The sequence below is a fragment of the Dysgonomonas sp. ZJ279 genome, assembly GCF_011039205.1.
Taxonomy (GTDB): Bacteria; Bacteroidota; Bacteroidia; order Bacteroidales; family Dysgonomonadaceae; genus Dysgonomonas.
In genome coordinates this window covers 128,746-150,475 of record NZ_JAAKEL010000006.1, presented here as the reverse complement: position 1 = coordinate 150,475, position 21,730 = coordinate 128,746, and the positions used below count along the sequence as shown (strand labels likewise).

The 21,730-nt window shown below is 37.5% G+C and carries 20 protein-coding genes and 1 tRNA gene; 12 read left to right on the top strand and 9 right to left on the bottom strand.

What is annotated here, in order from left to right; all coding sequences use genetic code 11:
• Window positions 1–74: 74 nt before the first annotated feature.
• Window positions 75–998: an endonuclease/exonuclease/phosphatase family protein gene (locus G7Y57_RS09705; protein ID WP_165023258.1), complete on the bottom strand. Its 924-nt coding sequence runs from the start codon at window positions 996–998 to the stop codon at window positions 75–77.
• A gap of 145 nt (window positions 999–1,143) precedes the next feature.
• On the opposite strand from G7Y57_RS09705, the gene G7Y57_RS09700 reads away from it, so the two are divergent.
• The 6 genes from G7Y57_RS09700 to G7Y57_RS09675 all read left to right on the top strand — a co-directional run bounded on the left by G7Y57_RS09700 (window position 1,144) and on the right by G7Y57_RS09675 (window position 6,390).
• Window positions 1,144–1,950, top strand: coding sequence for a patatin-like phospholipase family protein (locus tag G7Y57_RS09700; protein WP_165023036.1), 807 nt, complete (start codon window positions 1,144–1,146; stop codon window positions 1,948–1,950).
• A 20-nt stretch (window positions 1,951–1,970) separates the two neighbouring features.
• A complete protein-coding gene (locus G7Y57_RS09695; RefSeq protein WP_165023033.1) occupies window positions 1,971–3,662 on the top strand; it encodes an alpha-amylase family glycosyl hydrolase in 1,692 nt (563 codons plus the stop codon).
• 86 nt (window positions 3,663–3,748) lie between these two features.
• Window positions 3,749–4,684 carry a ribose-phosphate pyrophosphokinase gene (locus tag G7Y57_RS09690; protein WP_165023030.1) on the top strand — a complete coding sequence of 312 codons (936 nt, stop codon included), beginning with the start codon at window positions 3,749–3,751 and terminating at the stop codon, window positions 4,682–4,684.
• A gap of 142 nt (window positions 4,685–4,826) precedes the next feature.
• The gene (locus G7Y57_RS09685) at window positions 4,827–5,489 is read left to right on the top strand and encodes a phosphatidylserine decarboxylase family protein (protein ID WP_165023027.1); all 663 of its coding nucleotides are present in this window, start codon (window positions 4,827–4,829) and stop codon (window positions 5,487–5,489) included.
• A gap of 3 nt (window positions 5,490–5,492) precedes the next feature.
• Window positions 5,493–6,212: a CDP-alcohol phosphatidyltransferase family protein gene (locus G7Y57_RS09680; protein WP_165023024.1), complete on the top strand. Its 720-nt coding sequence runs from the start codon at window positions 5,493–5,495 to the stop codon at window positions 6,210–6,212.
• Between the two features lie 104 nt (window positions 6,213–6,316).
• Window positions 6,317–6,390 (top strand) — tRNA-Ile (locus G7Y57_RS09675).
• Window positions 6,391–6,520: 130 nt separating this feature from the next.
• On the opposite strand, the gene G7Y57_RS09670 is transcribed toward G7Y57_RS09675, so the two are convergent.
• Both G7Y57_RS09670 and G7Y57_RS09665 read right to left on the bottom strand, forming a co-directional pair.
• Entirely contained in the window at window positions 6,521–7,666 is a 1,146-nt protein-coding gene (locus G7Y57_RS09670) for a hypothetical protein (RefSeq protein ID WP_165023021.1), read from the bottom strand.
• A gap of 90 nt (window positions 7,667–7,756) precedes the next feature.
• On the bottom strand, window positions 7,757–8,635 hold the full coding sequence (locus tag G7Y57_RS09665; RefSeq protein ID WP_165023016.1) for a HEPN domain-containing protein: 879 nt from the start codon (window positions 8,633–8,635) through the stop codon (window positions 7,757–7,759).
• 391 nt (window positions 8,636–9,026) lie between these two features.
• On the opposite strand from G7Y57_RS09665, the gene G7Y57_RS09660 reads away from it, so the two are divergent.
• The gene (locus G7Y57_RS09660) at window positions 9,027–9,422 is read left to right on the top strand and encodes a hypothetical protein (protein ID WP_165023013.1); all 396 of its coding nucleotides are present in this window, start codon (window positions 9,027–9,029) and stop codon (window positions 9,420–9,422) included.
• 166 nt (window positions 9,423–9,588) lie between these two features.
• On the opposite strand, the gene G7Y57_RS09655 is transcribed toward G7Y57_RS09660, so the two are convergent.
• The gene (locus G7Y57_RS09655) at window positions 9,589–11,550 is read right to left on the bottom strand and encodes an FISUMP domain-containing protein (RefSeq protein ID WP_165023010.1); all 1,962 of its coding nucleotides are present in this window, start codon (window positions 11,548–11,550) and stop codon (window positions 9,589–9,591) included.
• A 712-nt stretch (window positions 11,551–12,262) separates the two neighbouring features.
• Between G7Y57_RS09655 and G7Y57_RS09650 the strand changes: the two genes are divergently transcribed.
• The 3 genes from G7Y57_RS09650 (at window position 12,263) to G7Y57_RS09640 (ending at window position 15,743) form a co-directional block, all read left to right on the top strand.
• Entirely contained in the window at window positions 12,263–13,435 is a 1,173-nt protein-coding gene (locus G7Y57_RS09650; RefSeq protein WP_165023007.1) for a helix-turn-helix domain-containing protein, read from the top strand.
• 431 nt (window positions 13,436–13,866) lie between these two features.
• Window positions 13,867–14,424: a peroxiredoxin family protein gene (locus G7Y57_RS09645; RefSeq protein ID WP_165023004.1), complete on the top strand. Its 558-nt coding sequence runs from the start codon at window positions 13,867–13,869 to the stop codon at window positions 14,422–14,424.
• Between the two features lie 104 nt (window positions 14,425–14,528).
• Window positions 14,529–15,743 (top strand): clostripain-related cysteine peptidase, encoded by a 1,215-nt coding sequence (locus G7Y57_RS09640; RefSeq protein ID WP_255491397.1) that lies wholly within the window; start codon window positions 14,529–14,531, stop codon window positions 15,741–15,743.
• A 106-nt stretch (window positions 15,744–15,849) separates the two neighbouring features.
• Here G7Y57_RS09640 and G7Y57_RS09635 read toward each other — a convergent pair whose 3' ends face one another.
• The gene (locus tag G7Y57_RS09635; RefSeq protein WP_165023001.1) at window positions 15,850–16,398 is read right to left on the bottom strand and encodes a DUF3332 domain-containing protein; all 549 of its coding nucleotides are present in this window, start codon (window positions 16,396–16,398) and stop codon (window positions 15,850–15,852) included.
• Between the two features lie 158 nt (window positions 16,399–16,556).
• Window positions 16,557–17,456 (bottom strand): site-specific tyrosine recombinase XerD, encoded by a 900-nt coding sequence (xerD, locus tag G7Y57_RS09630; RefSeq protein ID WP_165022998.1) that lies wholly within the window; start codon window positions 17,454–17,456, stop codon window positions 16,557–16,559.
• A 67-nt stretch (window positions 17,457–17,523) separates the two neighbouring features.
• On the opposite strand from xerD, the gene G7Y57_RS09625 reads away from it, so the two are divergent.
• Window positions 17,524–17,826, top strand: a complete 303-nt coding sequence (locus G7Y57_RS09625; protein ID WP_165022996.1) for an FtsB family cell division protein — start codon at window positions 17,524–17,526, stop codon at window positions 17,824–17,826.
• A gap of 25 nt (window positions 17,827–17,851) precedes the next feature.
• Window positions 17,852–18,220, top strand: a complete 369-nt coding sequence (locus G7Y57_RS09620) for a hypothetical protein (protein WP_165022993.1) — start codon at window positions 17,852–17,854, stop codon at window positions 18,218–18,220.
• Window positions 18,221–18,222: 2 nt separating this feature from the next.
• On the opposite strand, the gene G7Y57_RS09615 is transcribed toward G7Y57_RS09620, so the two are convergent.
• The 3 genes from G7Y57_RS09615 to G7Y57_RS09605 are packed head-to-tail and all read right to left on the bottom strand — an operon-like array spanning window position 18,223 to window position 21,646.
• Entirely contained in the window at window positions 18,223–19,329 is a 1,107-nt protein-coding gene (locus tag G7Y57_RS09615; protein ID WP_165022990.1) for a TlpA disulfide reductase family protein, read from the bottom strand.
• Between the two features lie 28 nt (window positions 19,330–19,357).
• Window positions 19,358–20,464 (bottom strand): TlpA disulfide reductase family protein, encoded by a 1,107-nt coding sequence (locus G7Y57_RS09610; protein WP_165022987.1) that lies wholly within the window; start codon window positions 20,462–20,464, stop codon window positions 19,358–19,360.
• A gap of 45 nt (window positions 20,465–20,509) precedes the next feature.
• Window positions 20,510–21,646, bottom strand: a complete 1,137-nt coding sequence (locus G7Y57_RS09605; protein WP_165022984.1) for a TlpA disulfide reductase family protein — start codon at window positions 21,644–21,646, stop codon at window positions 20,510–20,512.
• Window positions 21,647–21,730: the final 84 nt, after the last annotated feature.

Below are 21,730 nucleotides of genomic sequence, written 5' to 3'. Positions count from 1 at the left end.
CGTAAACATACAAAAAGAGGCTGATTCCAACTATGGGACAGCCTCTTGTGATATATATCCTTTTCGATTTATAATTATTTCTTATACTCTAGCACTACCATCACAGGGAAATGATCGGAAGGTACTCGTGCCGAATATTTATGTAGCGAAACTTCTTTAGGGAAGTTTCCCGATTTTATCTCTTCACTGCTTTCTGCTACAGCCGATCTGTATGTGTCAGTCAATATTCCATAGCGTAACACATCGAATGTTGGACTAACAAATATATGGTCGATGCGACTGTTTGTTTTACGATCTGTATTGAATCCGTTAAAAGTTCCGTTTTGTGCATAACAAATCTTGGTTGCGTCGTAAGAATCCCTCATAATGCCGGAACTATTGATGAGTGTGAAGCTTTCATTTGTTTGATCTACATTGAAGTCACCTGTGAATATTACAGGTTCTGTGCCACACATTTCTTTTATCTTACTCAATACTAGTTTGGCACTTTCTTTGCGTGCTTCTACTCCTACATGATCCATATGCAGATTGAAAAACCAGAATCGTAGCCCACTTGTCATATCTTCAAATTCACCCCATGTGCAAATGCGTGGTAATACAGCATCCCAGCCTTTGTTGGGGAATGTGGTTTCTTTTGACAACCAGAAGTTACCTGATTTTAGCAGCTTGAATTTGTCCTTTTTATAAAATATAGGAGCATATTCGCCTGCTGTTTTTCCATCATCGCGTCCAACACCTATGTATGCGAAATTAGGAAGACCCGCTAACATATCGTTTAGCTGATTGTTTAATACTTCCTGTGATCCGAAGATATCAAAGTCGTGGAATTGTATCAATTCGCAAACAACAGGGCAGCGTTGTACCCAGCCATTTCCGGCAATAGAATCTCCTCTGTTGTCGTTGCGTATATTATATGTCGCAACATTTAGCTTCTGTGCATTTAAAAGTGAGATACTACAAATTAGAACAAGGCAGACTGCCAGTAATTTCTTTTTCATCATATTGATAAAGGTTAATGTAAAATATATATGACTGTAAAATTACGAAAGATTGAGATAATAATATTCTTATAATTAGTAAAATATAGGCTATAATAATTAAATTTGCTAAAGATGCTCTTGAATGCATTGATTAATTAGATATATGAAAGTAGACGATAAGGATAAATTTAGACTGGGGATCGCTCTAAGTGGAGGAGGAGCAAAAGGTTTTGCTCATTTGGGTGTATTACAGGCCCTTAATGATAATGGACTATTTCCGGAGGTTGTATCCGGAACGAGTGCAGGAGCATTTGCAGGAGTGCTTTATGCTGATGGTCATTCTCCACAAGAAATTTTGTCATTCTTTAAGAAGAAAGTTTTTCGTGAATTTGCTGAGTTCGCAATTCCGCAGGGTGGATTCTTTAAAAGTACCGGATTTCAGAGTTTTCTTAAGAAGCATCTCCGTGCAAAAACGTTTGAAGATTTGCAAATACCCTTGCGTGTCGTAGCTACTGATATTGAATACGGAAAGAGCATGGTTTTTACATCTGGGCCACTTATTCCTGCAGTAGTTGCTTCTTGTTCTGTTCCCATTATATTCAGACCTGTAGAAATAGATGAACATTATTATGTAGATGGCGGCTTATTTAAAAACTTTCCGGTTTCGACCATTCGTCGTGAGTGTGTAAAAATTATAGGAGTCAATGTCAGTCCTATAAGGGTTATGGAGTATAAGAATTCATTGAAGTATGTGGCGGAGCGTTCATTCCATTATATGTCGGGCTCTAATACATTGCTCGATCGTAATTTATGCGATTATTTAATAGAATCGACGGATCTATCGAAGTATTCGATGTTTGATCTGGAACATGTTGAAGAGATTTATCAATCGGGATACGATTTGGTGGTAGATATGTTTAAAGAAAAGAAGGAATCCTTAGAGAAAGATTTTGCGAATATTGTTGTTTGATACATTAAGACTTAGACGTTATGAAAGAAAAAATATTTATATACCAGGTTCTTCCGAGATTATTTGGCAATGACAAATCTCTCAATAAAGAGAACGGAAGCTTGGACGAAAATGGTGTGGGCAAGTTTTCAGCTTTTGATAATAAAGCATTGAAAGAGATTAAAAAAATGGGATACACCCATATATGGTATACCGGTATATTGGAGCATGCTTCTAAAACGGATTATTCGGATTTTGGTATCATTAAAGATCATCCTGATGTAATAAAAGGAAATGCCGGTTCGCCCTATGCTATTCGCGACTACTATGATGTTACACCTGACCTTGCTGATAGTGTAGGAGATAGAATATCAGAATTTGAAGCACTGGTAGAGCGGACGCATAAAAACGGAATGAAGGTAATTATGGATTTTGTACCTAATCATGTTGCCCGCCAGTATTGCTCTGATGCAAAACCTAAGAACGTAAAAGATTTTGGTGTTGATGATGACACTTCTTCTGCATTTTCTCCCGATAATAATTTTTACTATATACCCGGGCAAAAACTCGAATTGCAATTTCCTGTTCAGCAAGGAGAAGGTGCTTACGATGAGTATCCTGCAAAAGCTACGGGAAATGACTGTTTCAGTAATAAGCCATCTGTGAGTGATTGGTATGAAACCGTAAAGCTCAATTATGGTGTCGATTATAATAATGGGCGAAGAAATCACTTTGCGCTTATTCCCGATACATGGTCGAAAATGCGAGATATTCTGCTTTATTGGACAGCTAAAGGTGTTGATGGCTTCCGTTGTGATATGGCAGAGATGGTACCTGTCGAATTTTGGAATTGGGTAATACCAAAAGTCAAAGCAAAAAATAAATCGTTATTATTCATTGCTGAGGTTTATAATCCGGAGCAATATAACAACTATGTGCATTGGGGTTTATTCGATTACTTGTACGATAAAGTCGACTTGTACGATACGCTTCGTGATGTCATTTGCGGTCATAAGCCGACTTCCGAAATAACATTCTGCTGGCAACGTATAGATGGTTTGCAGCAAAAAATGCTTAACTTTTTAGAAAATCACGATGAACAGCGTATTGCTTCTGATTTTTTTGCAGGAGATCCATTTAAGGCTATCCCTGGGATGATTGTTACAGCTACAATGAATACGAACCCTGTAATGATTTATTTCGGTCAGGAATTAGGAGAGCGGGGTATGGATAAAGAAGGTTTTAGTGGCTGTGACGGACGAACAACTATATTTGATTATTGGTCTGTTGATTCTGTTTCTAAATGGCGTAATGGAGGTTCTTTTGGTAATTCGGAACTGAATGATAGCCAAATAAAACTCCGTAAATTTTACACTCAACTATTGCAGATAGCAGGAACAGACGAAAGCATAAACAGCGGTAAGTTTTACGATCTGATGTATGCTAATTATGAGAATCCGTTGTTTGATTCAACTAAACAATATACGTTTTTACGTTCATCTAAGAAAGAGTTCGTGCTGGTAATTGCCAATTTTGACGAAGTAGATAAAGAGGTTGTGGTTGATATCCCCGAAGATGCCTTTGATTTTATGGACATTATACCATATAAGATAAAGGTTGCAAAAGAATTGTTTGCAAATAAAGACTTTAAATTGCCTGCAAACTGGTATCAATCGTTAAAAGTGAGCGTAAATGCGCATTCAGGGAAAATTATTAGATTTTCTATGAGCTAATATTTTTGTTGAGCAAATTGTTTTTATACTTTTGTAGTTCAAATAACAAACCTATCATTAAACCTATCTAAAAGATTAAAAAAACAATGGAAAGTCTACCATTTAAGGTCTTCTCGGGAACTAATTCTCGTTATCTAGCTGAAAAAATCTGTGCGAGTCTTGGGTGCCCTCTTGGCAAAATGAATATTGAGCATTTTGCAGATGGAGAATTCTCCGTGTCATACGAGGAGTCTATTCGTGGATGTCAAGTGTTTTTGGTACAATCGACGTTTCCTTCTTCAGATAATTTGATGGAATTGTTATTGATGGTTGATGCGGCAAAGAGGGCTTCGGCTCATTCTATTGTTGCTGTGGTTCCTTATTTCGGATGGGCTAGACAAGATCGCAAAGATAAGCCGCGTGTTTCTATAGGTGCTAAACTTATTGCCGATATGCTAAGTGCGGCAGGTATTAATCGTTTAATTACGATGGATTTACATGCAGATCAAATACAGGGCTTTTTCAATGTGCCTGTCGATCACCTTTATGCATCAGCTATATTTGTAGATTATATTCAATCGTTAGATAAAGAGAATCTTGTAATAGCTACACCTGATGTAGGTGGAACTAAGCGTGCAAGTTCTTATGCAAAATATTTTGGCGTACCTATGGTTATCTGCTATAAACTTCGCAAGAAAGCGAATGAAATATCCGAGATGCAAATAATAGGGGATGTGACCGGAATGGATGTTCTTATTGTAGATGATATCGTGGATACAGCAGGAACAATAACCAAAGCTGCAGATATCATGATGGCTAACGGTGCGCGTTCGGTTAGAGCTATTACAAGCCATGCTGTGATGTCCGATCCGGCTTCTACACGTATAGATCAGTCGGGGCTTACAGAAATGGTGTTTACGGATAGTATTCCATATACTAAAAAATGCGATAAGGTTGTTGTTCTTTCAGTTGCAGATGTTTTCGCAAATGCAATTCGCAGGGTACTGAGCAATGAGTCTATCAGTTCGCTTTATTTGTTGTAATCAAAGGAACTCCGATAATATAAAGAGAGGCCTGTGGTCTCTCTTTTTTCTTTATACGAAATGCAGTATCAAATTTGTATATATCGGCAAATAAAGATACTTTTGCATCTTAACAGAATTATGTCTTTGTAAAACATAGATTATGAAAGTTCATCACGAAGGTCGTGGAGTTTTAGCAACTTACTTTATAATACTCGCATTGCTCAATGGAGCATTGTACTACTTCTTCCATCTACCTGTACTCTCTTATTTTGTAGGTGGAGCCTCTTTGGTTTTCTTTTTGATAGTACTTAATTTTTATCGCAGTCCCTATCGTAGGTTCACAGGCGATATGAATAACACCATAGTCGCATCGGCAGATGGTAAGGTTGTAGCTATTGAAGAAGTGTATGAAGGCGAATATTTTAAAGATAAGCGTATAATAGTTTCTATATTTATGTCTCCGTTCAATGTTCATGCCAACTGGTTTCCTATCAACGGGAAAGTGTTGATGGCAAAACATCATCCGGGACGTTTTATGGCAGCATATTTACCCAAATCGAGTACAGAGAACGAGCGTTCGACTATTGTGCTCGAGACCGAAGATGGAAAGTATCAGCTTTTGCTGCGTCAGGTAGCGGGAGCGATGGCTCGTCGTATTGTGACTTATCCTCAAGCCGGAGATGAAGCGCATATTGATGAGCATCTGGGTTTTATTAAATTGGGTTCACGGGTTGATGTCTATTTACCTCTAGGTACCGAGATTGTAGTAGAAATGGATCAGAAGGTATTGGGGAATCAGACTGTTATCGCTAAATTCAAATAAATTATGAGAAAGCATATCCCTAATTTTCTTACATGTCTGAATCTCTCCTCCGGGTGTATTGCTTGTGTGATGGCATTTCATGGAGAATATATGTGGGTAGTAGTTTGGGTTGTTATAGCTGGGCTATTTGATTTTTCTGATGGGTTCGCTGCTCGTTTTTTGAAGGCTTATTCGCCGATAGGTAAAGAATTAGATTCCTTGGCAGATATGGTTAGTTTCGGTTTTGCTCCTAGCCTAGCTGTTTTTACATTGTTATCGGAAAAAGTACCGGTTATATCTCAGAATCCTGTTATATGCGAGTACCTTCCATATATGGCTTTTCTATTGGCAATCTTCTCTGCTCTACGCCTAGCGAAATTTAATGTGGACGAACGTCAGTCAGAATCTTTTATTGGTCTTAATACGCCTGCAAATGGCTTTTTTTGGGTTAGTTTCTGCTATGGGTTGATGACGCATGAGAACATTGTTTTCTCTTCGGGATTAGTTTACACTATCTTGATTGGTATAATCGTCTTTTCACTTCTTATGGTTTCAGAATTGCCTATGTTCTCATTGAAAATTAAGAGTCTTAAACTTAAGGGTAATGAACAGCGCTATTTCTTAGCCGTATTTATCATCGGGCTTTTTGCTCTTATTGGTGTATTGGCTATTGCGGCAGGCATACTTCTCTATATAGCTTTATCTATTATTGGAAATCGTAATAAGCCTGTAAGTGAGGCTTAATGCCTATAAAGCGATATTTTAAAGCTACTTTTTTCTTTGAAAGTTTGCTAGTTTCGATAAAAAGCAGTAATATTGCATCCGATTTCGGGAGAACATCCCAATCTGGTCCTATAGCTCAGTTGGTTAGAGCATCTGACTCATAATCAGGGGGTCCCTGGTTCAAGCCCAGGTGGGACCACTTAAAAATCAAGCAGTTAAGCATTTTTTACTTAGCTGCTTTTTTTATTTGCACCACAAATTTGCACCACAGGTATTTTGAAGATAGAGGGCAAAATAAACGGATCAACCCATATCTTTGTGTAAATCTATTAGCGCATTATTAACGGCATTACCTTCTCGTCAAAATTGTCACGGTTAATTCCAACAAGTTTCTCAATAGAGATAAAATAGTTATCGTCGCCTTGTCCGCAATTCAACAGTTCGATGATTCCCTCCGTTCCTTTTATCCGCTCTATTTCATCACAAATAACCCCTGATATAGTAGATTTGGGCGATATTCGTTCTGAGTAACTGAAAAAACGAGGATTACTGTTAAATATATCCAATAATGTTTCATTAGGATGATCTTTAAGATATTGTTGTAATTCAAGTATCAGATCATTTTGATTGGGTATATATCCGTTTATATCCGTGTAATATGCATCTCCCCATGTATAGGCTAATCCTTCCTCGGCGGTAACATTACGTTTACCCCTTATGTAGTAAGCATACATGTGAAGTGCATCATGCGAGAAATCTTCATTTCCCCTGACAACGAATAATGTGTTGGGGTTGACAATATATCCCCGATTAATGATACCGTTGTTTCCATACTCATAATCAACCCCCAAAAGATTAAGTGATTCCTGATAATTATTTGTTACATAAACTTTGTAGTTGATTATCGGCAATCCGAATTTTGATGCCATAGCTCTGTTTTTTCGTACAAAATTGGATGCACGTTCTATATTCAATTTATCAGAATAATCAAAAGTGATTTCATCAATCACCTTTGATTTCCATGACCTTGTTCTATATTTCAGAGGTGTTGAGAATACAAACTTTCCGTTGTTTTTTGTTGCAATGAATGTATATATACCGTAGATAACAGGAGGAACAGAGTCCTTCTGAGATTTACTGTAAGCCAGTGTGATATTATAGTCGTCGCTTGCTGTTAGTCTATAGATATTCAGTATTTGGGGATGCGGATAATTGGATGTGGTATCGGGTCTGGTGATCCATCCCAGACTCTTGAAATAATTTGTATTGAAATCAATATCCCTATTATCAAGTAAATTTGTGGGAATGTTTTCATTTGCAATGCCTTCAAACAAAGTATTCAATGATGTTATAATTTCACTCCTAACCGAATCAGGCATTTCGGAATATAAATCCTCAGGGGTATAAAAATTGTGTTGTGCATAGCTTCCAAAGCTAATAAAAATAAACAAAATAAGTATATATATTCTATTCATGATTAATCGGTTAAAATCAGTTCGAGATGAAAGGTCATTAATTGGCTTTATTTACCCTAGATATATATATATATATATATATATTCACTTTTATTCCATCTCCCCATACTCCTTTATACGCTGTTCACAAATACGCTTAGTAATATCCCGAAGAAGTTCCACTTTCAGCAACAAAGCATCAATATCCTCCCTCGTCACCAAAAACTTAGGATTATACCGAGCCTCCACATAAGCATCCTTTAACAACGTAAACAACCGCTTCTCCTCCGCCGTATGCTGAGGGAAAACCTTTGCCAAATCCTCAGAGTAATGTTTAACCGATGAAGACAGCTTAGCTAAATTATGTTGCTTATTACTTCTCAACGTAAAAGACAAACGGATAGCATGGTAATAATTTTCAGAGGCTTGATGGAGTTGAAATGATGACATCTTATAATCTTCATACTCATAAGCTGATTTTGCCAATCTAAAGAAGCTATTCGCATTTTGAAACTTGTCAGTAAAATATTCTTCCGCTTGCTGCTGTATCTCCTTAAAATTCAGTTTTCTTCTTCGGGCAAGCTTAAACTTACCACTATCATAAAGGATTATACCCTCCTGCTTTAACTGTGTATAAAAATACCTACCTTCCTCCAACTGACTGTTAAGCGTCTTAATATCTTCGTTGATAAACTGAACAGGCGTTTGTGTCTCAGGATTTTTGTAATACAAGTTATCTATATTATCCAAAGCATGTGAAGCTTTCTTATTCAGTATACCGCTTGTCACAACCAGTATATCATAATCGGACATAAACAATGTAGGAATTCCGAATTCTACACGCTCATCATATTCCACATACTTACCTGTAGCATAACTACCGTAAAGAATAATCATTTCCGCTTGTGGCAGGCGTTCCCTTATCTTACTGACAAGAAAATACAAGTCTTCCTGTTTACGCTTGGGCAGATGTGAAATAGACTTTTTCATGAGAAAGTATTTTGATACGAACAAAAATAGTTAATTATTAGCAAACAAGAGTTTACAGCCACCCTATAATTTCATGTAAATATAAAACAGATATAAGTAATGAAAATATTTGATGATATACTTAGCCTCCCCAACCTTCCAAAGGAGGAAGTTATTTCTCCCCTCTGGGGAGATTAAGAGGGGCTGTTATACTTACCCAAGTAATAAAAAGGTCTGCGACCTTAAAAGTAAGAAATAACTTTTATATTTGTAATAATAAACTCCGGCTGTGATTTTTATTTGCCCCACGCACCTTTGCGGGCAGATAACACAAACCCCGCAGACGAAGCACGAAGCTGAAACTATTAATCACAAAGCTTGCTACCCATAGCAGGCTTAAAAGCGGATGTTTATGAATCAAAAAAATAACGATTTCACACACTTGGTCGGACACGCATGTTCAGCCCTTCCCCTGTCTCACCTGGCAGTAAAAGAGAAGTACAACAACTACCCTGTATGTCTGATTAGATATATGGAAAAAGGTAACCTTCTGGATTATGTGGAAGTCAGTTTTGACAAAGAGAATGCCTCCCTGACCTTTATAATGGACAAAGAAGATAAGTGCTATTCAGCATCTATTCATTTCTATGAACCCAAAGATGAGACCTTATTCATCATCTTTTTGCGTCAGTTCTCAAAATATTACAGCTACAGAAAAAAGTGCTGGATATTGAAAGACGCTGTTTACTGTAAAATAGAAGAGAATGAAGGAACACACTTCTATTTTTATAAAATGGCAACTCCATAAAAAATAGGAACAGAATCTTAAGCCAAAGGCAGTTTTTCTGCCTTTGGTTTAAATTTATCAATTATTTCACTTCGAGTTTTTTAATCTTACTAGAAATAAACCCTCCTACCTAAACAGGAGGGTAATCAAATAGTAAAACAACGTTTAGCAGAGCTGCATAGACAGCTTATCTTTCGGATATACAGCGTACCATCATTCCGAATGTACGGAAGTTGCTATTTATATATGCTTTCCCCTTATCGGACTCGTTATTGTTGTCCAGATAGTACATGTATTCAGGGGTACCTTTATCCTCAGTACTACTCAAGTATACACCGAAGCGTCCACGATAGAGCAGTTCGCCATCCCCTTCGGTGAGGCGTCCACCGATCGGTAAAAGGAGGTTTTGACCGTGCTTGCGGCCTACACCAAAGTTGGTATCGTTATTTGTTCCTGTACTCCATGTGCCCAGTGAGGAAGTAGGGTTATTACGAGTAACGCCTTCCCATTCTTTTCTGGTTGGCACACGGTAGCCGGCAGGGCAAGGGTCATTATCGGTTTTCACCGGAGCATCTTCCGTACCCGAATTCCATGCCCCGTCTGGTTCCCGAATTGTATTCCAATTCGACGGTTTTCCTCTGGCTGTAGTGGCATCACCCACGATAGTGGCTCGTCCCCATTGATAATAATTGCCATGAATTTCTTTCACAGGGTTAAGCGGATCTTTAGTAGCATCGGCACCCATGTTATGGCACATAAAATCTTTCCAGACACCGGGGGCTATAAGTGCTCCACAACACGAAGCATCTTTGATAATAATGGGCAGTTTAACCGTCACATCGTCACCTGTACCAGCCGAGTTATTATTGTATATCGCATAGATATCCGCCGTAAGTGGAGCATTGTTGCCTACCCCATTCGTGTATTTGCCCAAGGCATCGGTGTTTAATGTGTTGAAGTAAACAACAGTTGCCGTACAAGGGGTAGAAATATTAGTACCTGTGTAATTGCCGTTAGGTACTATACTTTGAATAATAGAACCATTACCGGCTATGCTTATAAAGCGGACATTACTGACCGTTCCACTAGGGGTGAAGATGTAAGTTTGGGTATTGGTAGCCGTTTTAGTAAAATCGGCTTGGTGCGGCAACCGACTGGATAATGCACCACTGTCGTTGATGTCGTTATTGCTCAGTGCAATATCAAAACATATTTTGCCGGTAAGTGCGCCAGAGCCTAAGGTAGCACGCATTGTTTTTAAGATAACATCAGTGGTTGTTGAGCCTGTACAACCTTCGGAATTGGTATAATCAATTGTGACGCTGCCACTGTTGCCCGAGCCCCAAGTGATAGTTATTGTATTTGTTCCTGTACCCGAAGTTATTGTGCCCCCTGTTACTGCCCAAACATAGTTATTCATGCCTGCTTCGGTGCTGTACACGTTGCCTGCCGAATTGGATATACTATTGGTTGACCCTGTAATAGTCGGTATCGGAGCAACGCTAGCGCTCACAGTTACGTTCACAGCTTTGCGCGCAACGGACGATGCGCAGTTGTTAGCCGGGTTGTAAGCTTCGGCATAATATATGGTACTATTTGTAGGCGTAACTCTTAGACTTCTACCTGTTCCGATTGAAGTTCCATCTGTTAAGGTTGTATACCAACGGATAGTTGCCCCTTCGTTAACCTGACCAGAAAGCGTAGTAGCTGCACCCGTGCATATAGCATTCGGGGTGGCAACGACTGATGTAATAACAGGGTAAGGAGTAACGGGCAATATGCTTTCCCAGCGTGTTCCCTGCCAAAAGTAAATACCTTTGGCGATAGGGGCAGCAGAGCATGAATAATCAGTTACATTGTAGACAATCAGCCCAATGTGTTCGGCTAGGTCGTAATTGCCTGTACCACCTATGGATGCAGCTAAAGCAGCAGGAGTGGTAGGAGTAAGGTTATTAAGGCTCACGCGTGGCATGCTTAGTCCTCGGCTACTATTGTTACTTGTGCTTTCCGTTTCTTTGAGTTGCAGTAGTGCTCCCTGTGGAGGTGCGCCACCTGACCCGATAGTCACTTGTGCATGGGTTGTTGGTGAGTAGCTAACAAAACTTAGTATTATAAATACTATAATAGTAAAGCTGGGGCTCGTCTTCATTTTGCTTAAGGTAGTTTAATTTGAAATTCAGATCTGACATAGATTGTGCAAAGTTGTGAACATTTTGTGGTTTAGAGCAAATCTATCTGTCGCAGGGCATTATATGGTTAGAATGTGAAATCTAACTATTGAAATTGCCGTATATATTTACGTGTCTTTGATGCAAAGAAGGATGAGGCTGCGGGGGTTGACTCTCTCTCAAACAATATAAGGTTAACTCCCAAACTAGTTGGTGAGAAACCCAGTCTTAGTTTATCATTATGAGGAGTGTTATTTTGCATCTTTTATTTATCTATATATGATAAGATAATGCTACAAACTAAACCATTATTTCTGAAATCAACAAAGAAAAATGGATGTTTATTTAAGATATTGTGATTTAGTAGGTTAAGTCTATTTAAAGAATGTGAAAATAAACAGAGTAATAACCTACTATTTGTTGGCTACTGCGAATTGTTTACTTATGTTTTTCTGATATTCGATAGTTTTTACCATAGTTATTTGGATATTAGTCCTGTGTTTTGATTAATTTTTCATTTGTTTTCCCAGCATCTATATTTTTATAAAATCTCTGTATCTCTAATGTAAATCAAAGTATTAATAATAATATACGTTCAATGTAATTAAAAAATTACTTCGTGATTATTTCTCCAAAATAATTATATATATTTGCTAAGACAATCATCTTAATAGAGCTTTAAGCTAGTACTATATGCCTGCGGATATCTTTCTCATTCTTCCAGTTATACTTGTGGCTCAAGGAGTCACATTGCTGATAGTACAGAGTAGTTTCAGGAAAAAAGAAACTATTGTATTATTCGGTATATATTTTATTCTAAACGCATTACTCAGTGCTATACTTATCTATGCAACCCCTTACAATATAACGATATTGGAATGCTTGCGGGGATATGTACTGTTTTTTACGTTCTTTTTTTTCTTTATGGCTTGGAACAGCGTAGTTGTACCTGCAAGAAAATGGTTGCAGTTTTCTAAGAAAGTGATGATCGCAGGTATAGTCGTGGGTACGCTTCATGTGCTTGTTATTGTATTTTATACCTTTCAGGAACAGGGTTTTTTAATGGATCTGCAGGGCAATATTATCGGTAATGGATTTTTGGGAGTAAAAATCTCCATTGCACTAACGATTGTTACTACCATTTATCTGGTTTTTATCTATATGAAACGGATGATACGTGTTAATCTGCTGTTTCTGGATTATATAATGGATAACTATTCTTATATAGAACAATCATTGATCAGATATAAAAATGGTGTGATCCTTGGTGTTCTGTTTGCGATAATTTCATTTCTGGGCGCTCTGTTAATGATTTTCTATTATAGTATACCGGTCGTGATAATTTATGTAGTGTACCAGTTACTATATCTCTATAGGGTTCTATATATTATTTTTAATTTTACTACTTATGAAAAGACAGAAAGCGAAGTAACAGTATATTTTTCCAATTTTCTAGCTGAAACCAATATCAAAGAATTCAATCTTTTTTTTCCGTCAGATCCTGAAATTCTGCTTGACGACAAACACGAAGAGCTTCGTAAAAGACTCATTGTATATTTCGAAGAGTCAAGGCCATACATATCAAAAAGATTAATAATGAACGATGTTGCCCGGGATTTAAATACTAATCGCACTTATATTTCGAAAATCATCAACGCTGACTTTGACACCACATTCTTTAATTTTGTAAATGTTTTCAGGATCGAAGAAGCCAAAAAACAGATTGAGGCAACATCATCTTATAGCTTGAAAGCCATTGCTGACAATTGTGGTTTCAGCAGTTACACTACTTTTGCGAAATACCATAAAATGTACCTTACTCAATCGGCCGATTGGTACGAAAAACGAGAGACAGTTTCTAAATAATAGATACTGTTATAAAATATAAATATCCCCAAACTGTATTTACTCAAAATATTTGTCCTTTTTCCGCTAAGGAGACATATACATTTGCCCAAATTGATAAATATCTTTTAGATCGTGAACCCCCTTCCTAAAAGATTAAAATGCCTCCCCTATAATAGAAAATTTTCCCCGCTAAATAGTGATTTTAATGATAATGTATCTCAATTGACGAAATTGGGATACATTATTTACGGTCTTGATAATACATTTACGGTCTTGTTAGTATTTGATTTGCAGTGTATTATATTGTATATATATCTTTGTGAAAGAGTAAAAACGTATTTTCGGGAGTATGAAACTTGTTGATGAAATTTTTCTCCGTGTTTCCAGTGCTATAGCATCTTAGTCATTTTTCATTCTGATGCAATTGTTACTGGCTGGCTGTTCGGGAAATGGACGGTTGGTTTTTGACAAGCGTTATAAGTTGCTGGCTTCGGGTACGTCCGAACAAAAGGCAGAGGAAAGAGTCTATGTGTACGACTCTCTCGACTTCGATAGCTTGTCTGTCTCGTCACTATGGGGTAGATGTTTCTCCTAACGAATACAGCGAGATAGCAAACCGTCTGCTTATTCAAACACGGCTTAGGGGAAACAAAGCACCTGCTATATCAGCACTGACTACAGACGTTTATGCTGCTTTGGTGATCTTTTATGAAAGCGACTGCCCCAACTGTATTGATCTGTTGGAAGATGTAAAAAAACATTTCAGTCTGTTAGAAAATAATCATATTAGGGTTATCAGTCTATCGTCGGATACTGACAAGGAGGTTTTTGAAAACTTCGCTTCTCACTATCCATGGAAAGATAAACTATGCGATTTACAGGGATTCAGTAGCCCCGATTTCAAGCATTGGGGTGTGGCTGCAACACCGAGCCTGTATTATATTGACGAGGAGGATATTGTCAATGACCCTTACGGGATGGAAGAATTTAAGTTTCTCAAACATTAAGTGTTCAAAAGAGAAACACACGATAAACATACTGGGCTAGCGAGCTTGTATGTGTAGTTTTTAAAGTTTTGTTAAGATGATGGGGTTGTTAACGTAGTGATTATATGAACTCCTCCGAAAAATTTCTGATCCCTTCCGTTTCGGCGGAAGGGGGAAGGGATGAAAATTTAAAAAGAAATTTAAAAATGATACTGATGGATGGTTTCAATAAGATAGGATTATTGCTGATGCTCTTGTGTATTCTGTTATTCTCTTGCAGTAAAGATGGAGGAGAGGATCTGTCTATGGCGCAGCATGTCTTGTTGGTATATATTGGTGGTGACAATAGCCTCTCGGATGAGACTTACCAAAAAATAGAGTCCATCCGCTCGGGTTGGAAAGCGGAAAATGATAATAAGCTATTAATATATAGCGATGCTTCGGATGCTAAACCATTGCTTATGGCGATTGTAAATCAAAATGGAAAGAATGTACTAAAGACCGTAAATCTATATATGGAAGAAGATTCTGCTTACAAAGAAACTCTCGCCCGCGTGATTGGCGAAGTTAAAAACCTTTACCCTTATTCACCTTACGGTTTACTTGTGTTCTCGCATGCCTCGGGTTGGTTGCCGCCAGGCACATTAACCAACCCCCAGGCTGCGAATAAATCGGTTTTGATGGATGGTATATCAGAAATGGATATGACTGATTTTGCAAATGCCATCCCCGATGGTACATTTGATTACATTGTGTTTGAAGCCTGCTTTATGGCAGGTATAGAAGTCGCTTATGAACTCAAAGACAAGACTGATTATATTCTGGCTTCTTCGGCAGAAATATTGTCACCCGGCTTTACTGAAGTTTATCCGCAAATTATCAATAAACTCTTTGATGGTGATCTGAAGGGATTTGCTCAGACTTCATTCGAGTATTTTAATACCAAAACAGGATGGCGCCGTTTAGCTACCTTCTCCATTATAAAGACTTCTGCACTGGATGATCTGTCGGATTTTGTGAGTCAAAATTGCGATTTGAATAAAGAAATAAACATAGGCGATATTCAATATTTCGACCGTTACGGCTATCATCTGTTTTTCGATTTTGAGCAATATTATGCATCTCTTATCGGTAGTGATACTCAACGCGAGGAATTTAGAACACTGATTGATAAATGTGTTGTGTGGAAAGCGGCTACACCTGATTTTATGATAAATTATAACGGATTTACAATAGAAAAACATTCTGGACTGACAGTTTATATAGAACAGGAACAGTTCTCTTTTCTGAATGCAGCTTATAAGAGGCTCGCATGGTATGGGGCTATTCACGTCAAATGAAAAATAAATAGCATTTGTTATGGGTGCTGTAAATAGCAAAAAATAGGTGTTTGAATAATAACTATTCAAACACCTATCTCTTTATGCAACTAAATAATCGATTTGCTTATTTTGCTGCGTAATATATTGAATTTTCGATTGATTCGCGGAAAGCTAAAACGCCTTCGTTAGAAAGCTGTACCGATTTTTCACCACCATTAGGTAGATAAACTATAGCATTACCACCATCTTCAATTTTTATCAGTTTTGCAGAATTTCCATTTGCTACAACACTCCATGTATTAGACTCCTTGTCGTACACCAGATTCATTTCCTGACCCTCTTGATTCTCGATACGATATCCATTTTCTAAAGTTTCTACCGTATAGATTCCATTCTCTCCTTGTACTTGTTTTACAATGCCTGCTTCTATCGGATTGTCGCCCGACCAGAACTCGATAGAATTGATTACAAGCACATCTGCCAGTATAGAAACTTCATATACAGGAACGATCCACAATGCAAAGAATACTATTTGATTGACAAATTTATTGTCAAGTGTTTGATTCCATGATAATAACTTTTTAGATAACCCGAATGACCCGATGCAAGATGAAAACATAATAGTACTAGCGATTGCTATAATAGCTGCGACAGTAAAAAATCTTTTTTTCATAGGTGCGTATTAATTTAAATGTATGATTAATTTTTAATATTAAATTTTAGTGATGTAGCATACCTTGACTCTCATGCAGTCAAAGCAATGGGAAGGCTTATGACCTTTAGGTGAAAACAAAGATATGATTTCCATATTAAAACTTGGATAACAATCGCTTATTTTTTATTGCGTGGATGATGTTCTATTATCTCCTGTCGTAAATATTCTCTATCCATGTGGGTATAGATTTCGGTGGTAGTTATCTTTTCGTGTCCCAGCATCAATTGGATAGCACGGATATTGGCACCACCTTCGAGCAGATGCGTGGCAAAAGAATGGCGAAATGTATGCGGGCTGATTGTCTTTTTTATTCCGGCCTCTTCTGCATATTGTTTAATGAAGTGGAAAACCATGATACGCGATATCATTGTGCCTCTGTTGCTTAGGAATAATACGTTCTCGAATCCTTTCTTGATGGTCATCTCATTGCGGTAAAAGAGATATTTTTTTATTTCGTTGACCGCAGTATGCGATATCGGAACTAAACGCTGTTTACTGCCTTTCCCTTCCACTTTTATAAAGCCTTCTTCAAAAAATAAATCGGAGAACCGGAGGTTTGTCAATTCCGATATACGTAGTCCGCAGCCATAGAGAGTTTCGATTATAGCCCTGTTGCGCTGTCCTTCTTTTGTAGACAAATCAATAATCGATAATAGGTTGTCTATTTCTTCGAGAGAAAGTACAGTAGGTAGTTTTAACCCTATTTTGGGAGTTTCCAGAAGTTCGGTAGGGTCTGTTTGTATATAACCATCTAAAACAAGAAAATTGAAGAATGACTTTGTACCCGATATTATGCGTGCAACGGAGCGTGCATTGATACCAAGATCATAGAGTTGTGCTATAAATTGCTGTAAATGATCGAGCTTTACGTCTTCTATCTTCAATTCTTCATTTTGGAGAAAACCCGACAATTTACTAAGATCGGTCATGTATGCATCGATAGAATTGGGAGATAATGACCTTTCCAGCAATAAATAGTTCTTATATTTTTTTATAACATCATCTTTTGTCGTCATTGTGTCTGAATATTATTACAAATATATATCTTTGTGTGGTGAGTTCTACTAAAATTTAATTTTATAGATGAAATTTTTCAGACTGATATTCAATTATCTGACTACCCGATATACTAAAGTACAACTGATTGTTATTTTAGTAGTCATTATTTTTGGCTTTTTCATTAGCGATAGCAGTATCTTTTCGCGATTGAGTCATGATGCTAAAATTATGGAATTGAATGGTCAGATAGAGTATTATCGTGAGCAAGCAGTTCAGGATAGAGAAAAATTAGAACAACTTCAGGACGACAGAGAGCATATTGAGAAATTTGCCCGCGAAAATTATTTGATGAAGAGACCCGATGAAGATATTTTTATCATCGAATAAGTAAGATTATTTATACTCCTACCTAATGAAATTAAACCCGAAAGCAAAAAATATATTTTTCCAAGTATCAGCTATTCTTATCCTATTGTCGGCCATAGCTTACAATTTCGATCTGACTGTTGGTAGGTATGCCATGATAATTGGCGTTGCAGGCTTTGCTGCATCTGTGTTTACAACACCTTATCCGGGGAAGAGTATTCGAGGAAAGCGCCTTTTCAACATTCAGGTGTTTGCAGTGTTGTTGATGGCTGTATCTGCTTATCTTATGTTTGTGAATATGAGCGAGTGGGTAGTGATACTCCTTATAGCATCGCTTCTTACACTATATTGTTCTATCGTTCTTCCACGCGCATATAAGGAAGAACAAGAGGAGGAAGAAAAGAAGAATAAGTAAACTTATTCTTCTTTCAGTAAACTTTCTATTTTTCTGATTAGTTCATTTCCATGCAAGTCGTGTGCAACTACTGTTCCATCTTTGTCTACCAAGAAACTTTGAGGGATCTGCGATACCCCGTAGAGGCGTGCTGCTACACTGTCCCATCCGCCAAAATCGGATAGCTGGATCCACGTCATATTCATCCTGTCGATAGCTGTTGTCCAACGGCCTTTGTGATCGTCGAGAGATACACCGACTATCTCAAAATTCTGGTCTTTGAATTTGTTGTATAAGCTAACAATCTGTGGCATTTCCTTGATACATGGTCCACACCACGAAGCCCAGAAATCTATCAGTACCACTTTTCCGTTACCTACATAATCGCTCATCATGGCTTTACTTCCGGCAGGAGTTGATAGCTCTACGTCTATAAATTTACTACCTATCACTACATCTTCTTTTGTGTTTACATAGGTGTCCATCAGATACTTCACCATCTTTGTGCTTTGAAATGCAGGTCTCAACGAATCGTATAATTCCTTAATTTGTTCAGGACGGAGATAACTACCATACGAGAGGAAGAAAATCTCACCCACTTTGTTGTCTATATTTTTATATATATAGTTGAAAGTCTCCTTTTGAAACTGATCGGCTAACGAATCAAAATCTTGTGCAAGGCTTGGTGAAGCATCCGGAGCTTGCATAGCTTGATTGATTTCCTTCATTTTGTAAGATATAGTATCTAAACTTTCTTTGAAAGCTGCATAGTTTTCATTCGCAGGAGAATTTTTTACTATAAAAGTATCGTCAATATACAGATCGATCGTACCGGGTTCAATAATTAGATGATTTACCACATCTTTCTCACCAGTAGGATCGACAAGCCTTACGATCTTAAGCTCTTGACTATTGTCTATCGTATTTTTGATTAAAAATTGACCAGTCTCGACTTTTGTGCTGTCCAATAATATAGGGGACATGTCTTGCTCAGACAGGCTATATAGATATACAGACCACCCATCTTTAAGCGAATTTGGGAGCTTACCGTTTAAGGTAAACTCCCTGTTCTGTGAAAAGATATTCCCTGCAATAAGCAGGGATATCATTATAAGTGCGAATTTTTTCATTCGTTACGTTTTTGTAAACCGGCTTATTTTATTTAAACAATTCGTCCAGCTTGTCCATTACTTGTTTGCCATGAAGGTCTTTAGCAATGATTTTGCCTTCCTTGTCTAATAATACAGTATGGGGTATCGATGCTACACCATATGCATTAGATAAGTCGCTTTTCCAACCTTTAAGATCAGACATTTGCGGCCATGTAATATTCAGGTCTTTGATGCCTTTTTCCCAAGCTGCTTTGTCATCATCTATCGATACGCCTACTATTTCTAAACCTTTACTGTTGTATTTCTTATATGCTTCTACTAATATAGGCATATCACGACGGCAAGGAGGACACCATGATGCCCAGAAATCTACAAGTACATATTTGCCTTTACCGGCATAGTCGGATAAAGCTACTTCTTTTCCGTCAGGAACATTTCCTTTTATATCTACAAACGAGTTGCCTACCTGAGTTGCCTCAAGAGCCTGTGCACGTTTTTCCATGCTTAGTATTCTTTCATTTGTTTTGAACTCAGGGCTAACCAATGGTAATAGCTCTTTGAGTTGATCCAAACTGAATTGATAAGCTCTTGTTGCAAAGAAGTATGTACCTACTTGTGTTTGAATGTTAGCCTTTACATAATCGTAAAGAATTGTCTTCATTTCGGCATCTTTCGCTTCATATTGTTTTTCTAGATCAGCCTGAAGTGCTACATTAGCAGTATCTTGCTTGCTTTTCTCGTATATGGCTTTTTGTTCTTGGCTAATAGCATTTGCTTTAGAAGCAAAAGCCTGATAGCTGTCATTAGCCGGTGTTCCTTTTACAGTCGGAATACTATCGAATGATAGTTGAATAATTCCCGGTTCAATTATAACTGTTGCAGGCACCTTGCGTCTTGCATCAGCTTCAGCTAAAACAATAAATCGGACAACATTAGACTCTTTGGCAACACCTTTGAATGTAAATGCTCCGTTTTCGATAATAGCTGTATCAATATTGATTTTTTCTTTCCAATCAGCGCCTACCTCTTGCAGGTATACTTGTTGACCTTCAAACTCATCATCACCCATATTACCGTTGATGGTAAATTCCTTTTTCTCTACACACGATGACATTAAGATCGCGACTGCAGAAAATAATAATAACTTTTTCATACGTTTATAACTTTGTGCTTATTAATCTATGTATTAACAGTTAAATTACTTCAAAAGTTCGGCTAGTTTTTTATCTAAGTCGTCACCTCTTAGGTTCATAGCTAATATAGTACCGTTTCCGTCAACCAATAGAGTATAAGGAATCGCACTTATTCCATAAGTTTCTGCTGCCGATTTATCTGCATCTATTAATTGTGTCCAAGACATGTTGTTTGTCTTAATTGCACTTGTCCATGCTGCTTTATCATCGTCGAGAGAAATACCTACGATCTCGAATCCTTTACTTTTGTATTTAGCATACGCTTGTACTAAATGAGGTACTTCCTGCATGCACGGACCACACCATGATGCCCAGAAATCAAGAAATACAACTTTTCCTTTTCCTACATAAGTAGATAAAGCTACAGATTTTCCATTTTGGTCTGTTAGCTGTACATCTTTATACGGTTGGTTCAAAACATCAGCATTGCGTTGAGATTGCATTTCGAACATGCCTAATAGATCTTTTATTTCCGGTTTGTTTTGGAATGAGCTGTCGCTAAGAGCAATAAGTTCTTTAATTTGATCTTCTTCGAATGATCTTGCAGATGACAAGAAAATAAATTCTCCTACAGGATTATTCATATTTTCTTTTGTAAACTGATAGTTTACATCTTGCATATCTTTCATTATTTTTTCCATTCTGGCTTTTGCATCCAGTCCGTTAGAGTCAAGAGGAACTCCAGCTACTCCGCCTGCGTCAGAAACTTCTTTGTATAATGCTACCATCTGGTTCGAAAGAGCATGTACTTTATTAAAAGCATCGTTACGAGGTGTGCCTTTTATTTCGAGAGTTGCTTTATCTAATAATATGTCTATAGTTCCCGGCTCAAGTACAAAAGTTGCTACTGTTGCTTGATTTGGGTCAGGAGTCTCCATTTCTGCTAATTTACCTAATGATATAAATCTGATAGCAGGTTTTTCACCGGCAATTCCTTCAAAATGGAATTTTCCGTCTTTGACTGTTGCCGAATCCAGAACAGTTGGTTCCATTTGGCTGAAATCGTCCATTGCTTGTAGATAAACTATTTTGCCATCGAGATTTGTCGCATTGAAATTACCATTGATGGTATATGCATTTTTGTCTTTACACGACGAAAATACTATTGCAATGATAGATAGGAGAAGAGTGATTTTTTTCATTTAGAAAAGTATAATATGATAAATATTAATTAAATAGCTACAAATATAAGTAAAGTATTTAAAACTGAGTTTATCAGGAAACAA

Bases quoted from the DNA above. Each gene is read 5' to 3' on its own strand.
- G7Y57_RS09705 (WP_165023258.1), bottom strand. From the start codon at position 998: ATGAAAAAGAAATTACTGGCAGTCTGCCTTGTTCTAATTTGTAGTATC.
- G7Y57_RS09700 (WP_165023036.1), top strand. From the start codon at position 1,144: ATGAAAGTAGACGATAAGGATAAATTTAGACTGGGGATCGCTCTAAGT.
- G7Y57_RS09695 (WP_165023033.1), top strand. From the start codon at position 1,971: ATGAAAGAAAAAATATTTATATACCAGGTTCTTCCGAGATTATTTGGC.
- G7Y57_RS09690 (WP_165023030.1), top strand. From the start codon at position 3,749: ATGGAAAGTCTACCATTTAAGGTCTTCTCGGGAACTAATTCTCGTTAT.
- G7Y57_RS09685 (WP_165023027.1), top strand. From the start codon at position 4,827: ATGAAAGTTCATCACGAAGGTCGTGGAGTTTTAGCAACTTACTTTATA.
- G7Y57_RS09680 (WP_165023024.1), top strand. From the start codon at position 5,493: ATGAGAAAGCATATCCCTAATTTTCTTACATGTCTGAATCTCTCCTCC.
- G7Y57_RS09670 (WP_165023021.1), bottom strand. From the start codon at position 7,666: ATGAATAGAATATATATACTTATTTTGTTTATTTTTATTAGCTTTGGA.
- G7Y57_RS09665 (WP_165023016.1), bottom strand. From the start codon at position 8,635: ATGAAAAAGTCTATTTCACATCTGCCCAAGCGTAAACAGGAAGACTTG.
- G7Y57_RS09660 (WP_165023013.1), top strand. From the start codon at position 9,027: ATGAATCAAAAAAATAACGATTTCACACACTTGGTCGGACACGCATGT.
- G7Y57_RS09655 (WP_165023010.1), bottom strand. From the start codon at position 11,550: ATGAAGACGAGCCCCAGCTTTACTATTATAGTATTTATAATACTAAGT.
- G7Y57_RS09650 (WP_165023007.1), top strand. From the start codon at position 12,263: ATGCCTGCGGATATCTTTCTCATTCTTCCAGTTATACTTGTGGCTCAA.
- G7Y57_RS09645 (WP_165023004.1), top strand. From the start codon at position 13,867: ATGGACGGTTGGTTTTTGACAAGCGTTATAAGTTGCTGGCTTCGGGTA.
- G7Y57_RS09640 (WP_255491397.1), top strand. From the start codon at position 14,529: ATGAACTCCTCCGAAAAATTTCTGATCCCTTCCGTTTCGGCGGAAGGG.
- G7Y57_RS09635 (WP_165023001.1), bottom strand. From the start codon at position 16,398: ATGAAAAAAAGATTTTTTACTGTCGCAGCTATTATAGCAATCGCTAGT.
- xerD (WP_165022998.1), bottom strand. From the start codon at position 17,456: ATGACGACAAAAGATGATGTTATAAAAAAATATAAGAACTATTTATTG.
- G7Y57_RS09625 (WP_165022996.1), top strand. From the start codon at position 17,524: ATGAAATTTTTCAGACTGATATTCAATTATCTGACTACCCGATATACT.
- G7Y57_RS09620 (WP_165022993.1), top strand. From the start codon at position 17,852: ATGAAATTAAACCCGAAAGCAAAAAATATATTTTTCCAAGTATCAGCT.
- G7Y57_RS09615 (WP_165022990.1), bottom strand. From the start codon at position 19,329: ATGAAAAAATTCGCACTTATAATGATATCCCTGCTTATTGCAGGGAAT.
- G7Y57_RS09610 (WP_165022987.1), bottom strand. From the start codon at position 20,464: ATGAAAAAGTTATTATTATTTTCTGCAGTCGCGATCTTAATGTCATCG.
- G7Y57_RS09605 (WP_165022984.1), bottom strand. From the start codon at position 21,646: ATGAAAAAAATCACTCTTCTCCTATCTATCATTGCAATAGTATTTTCG.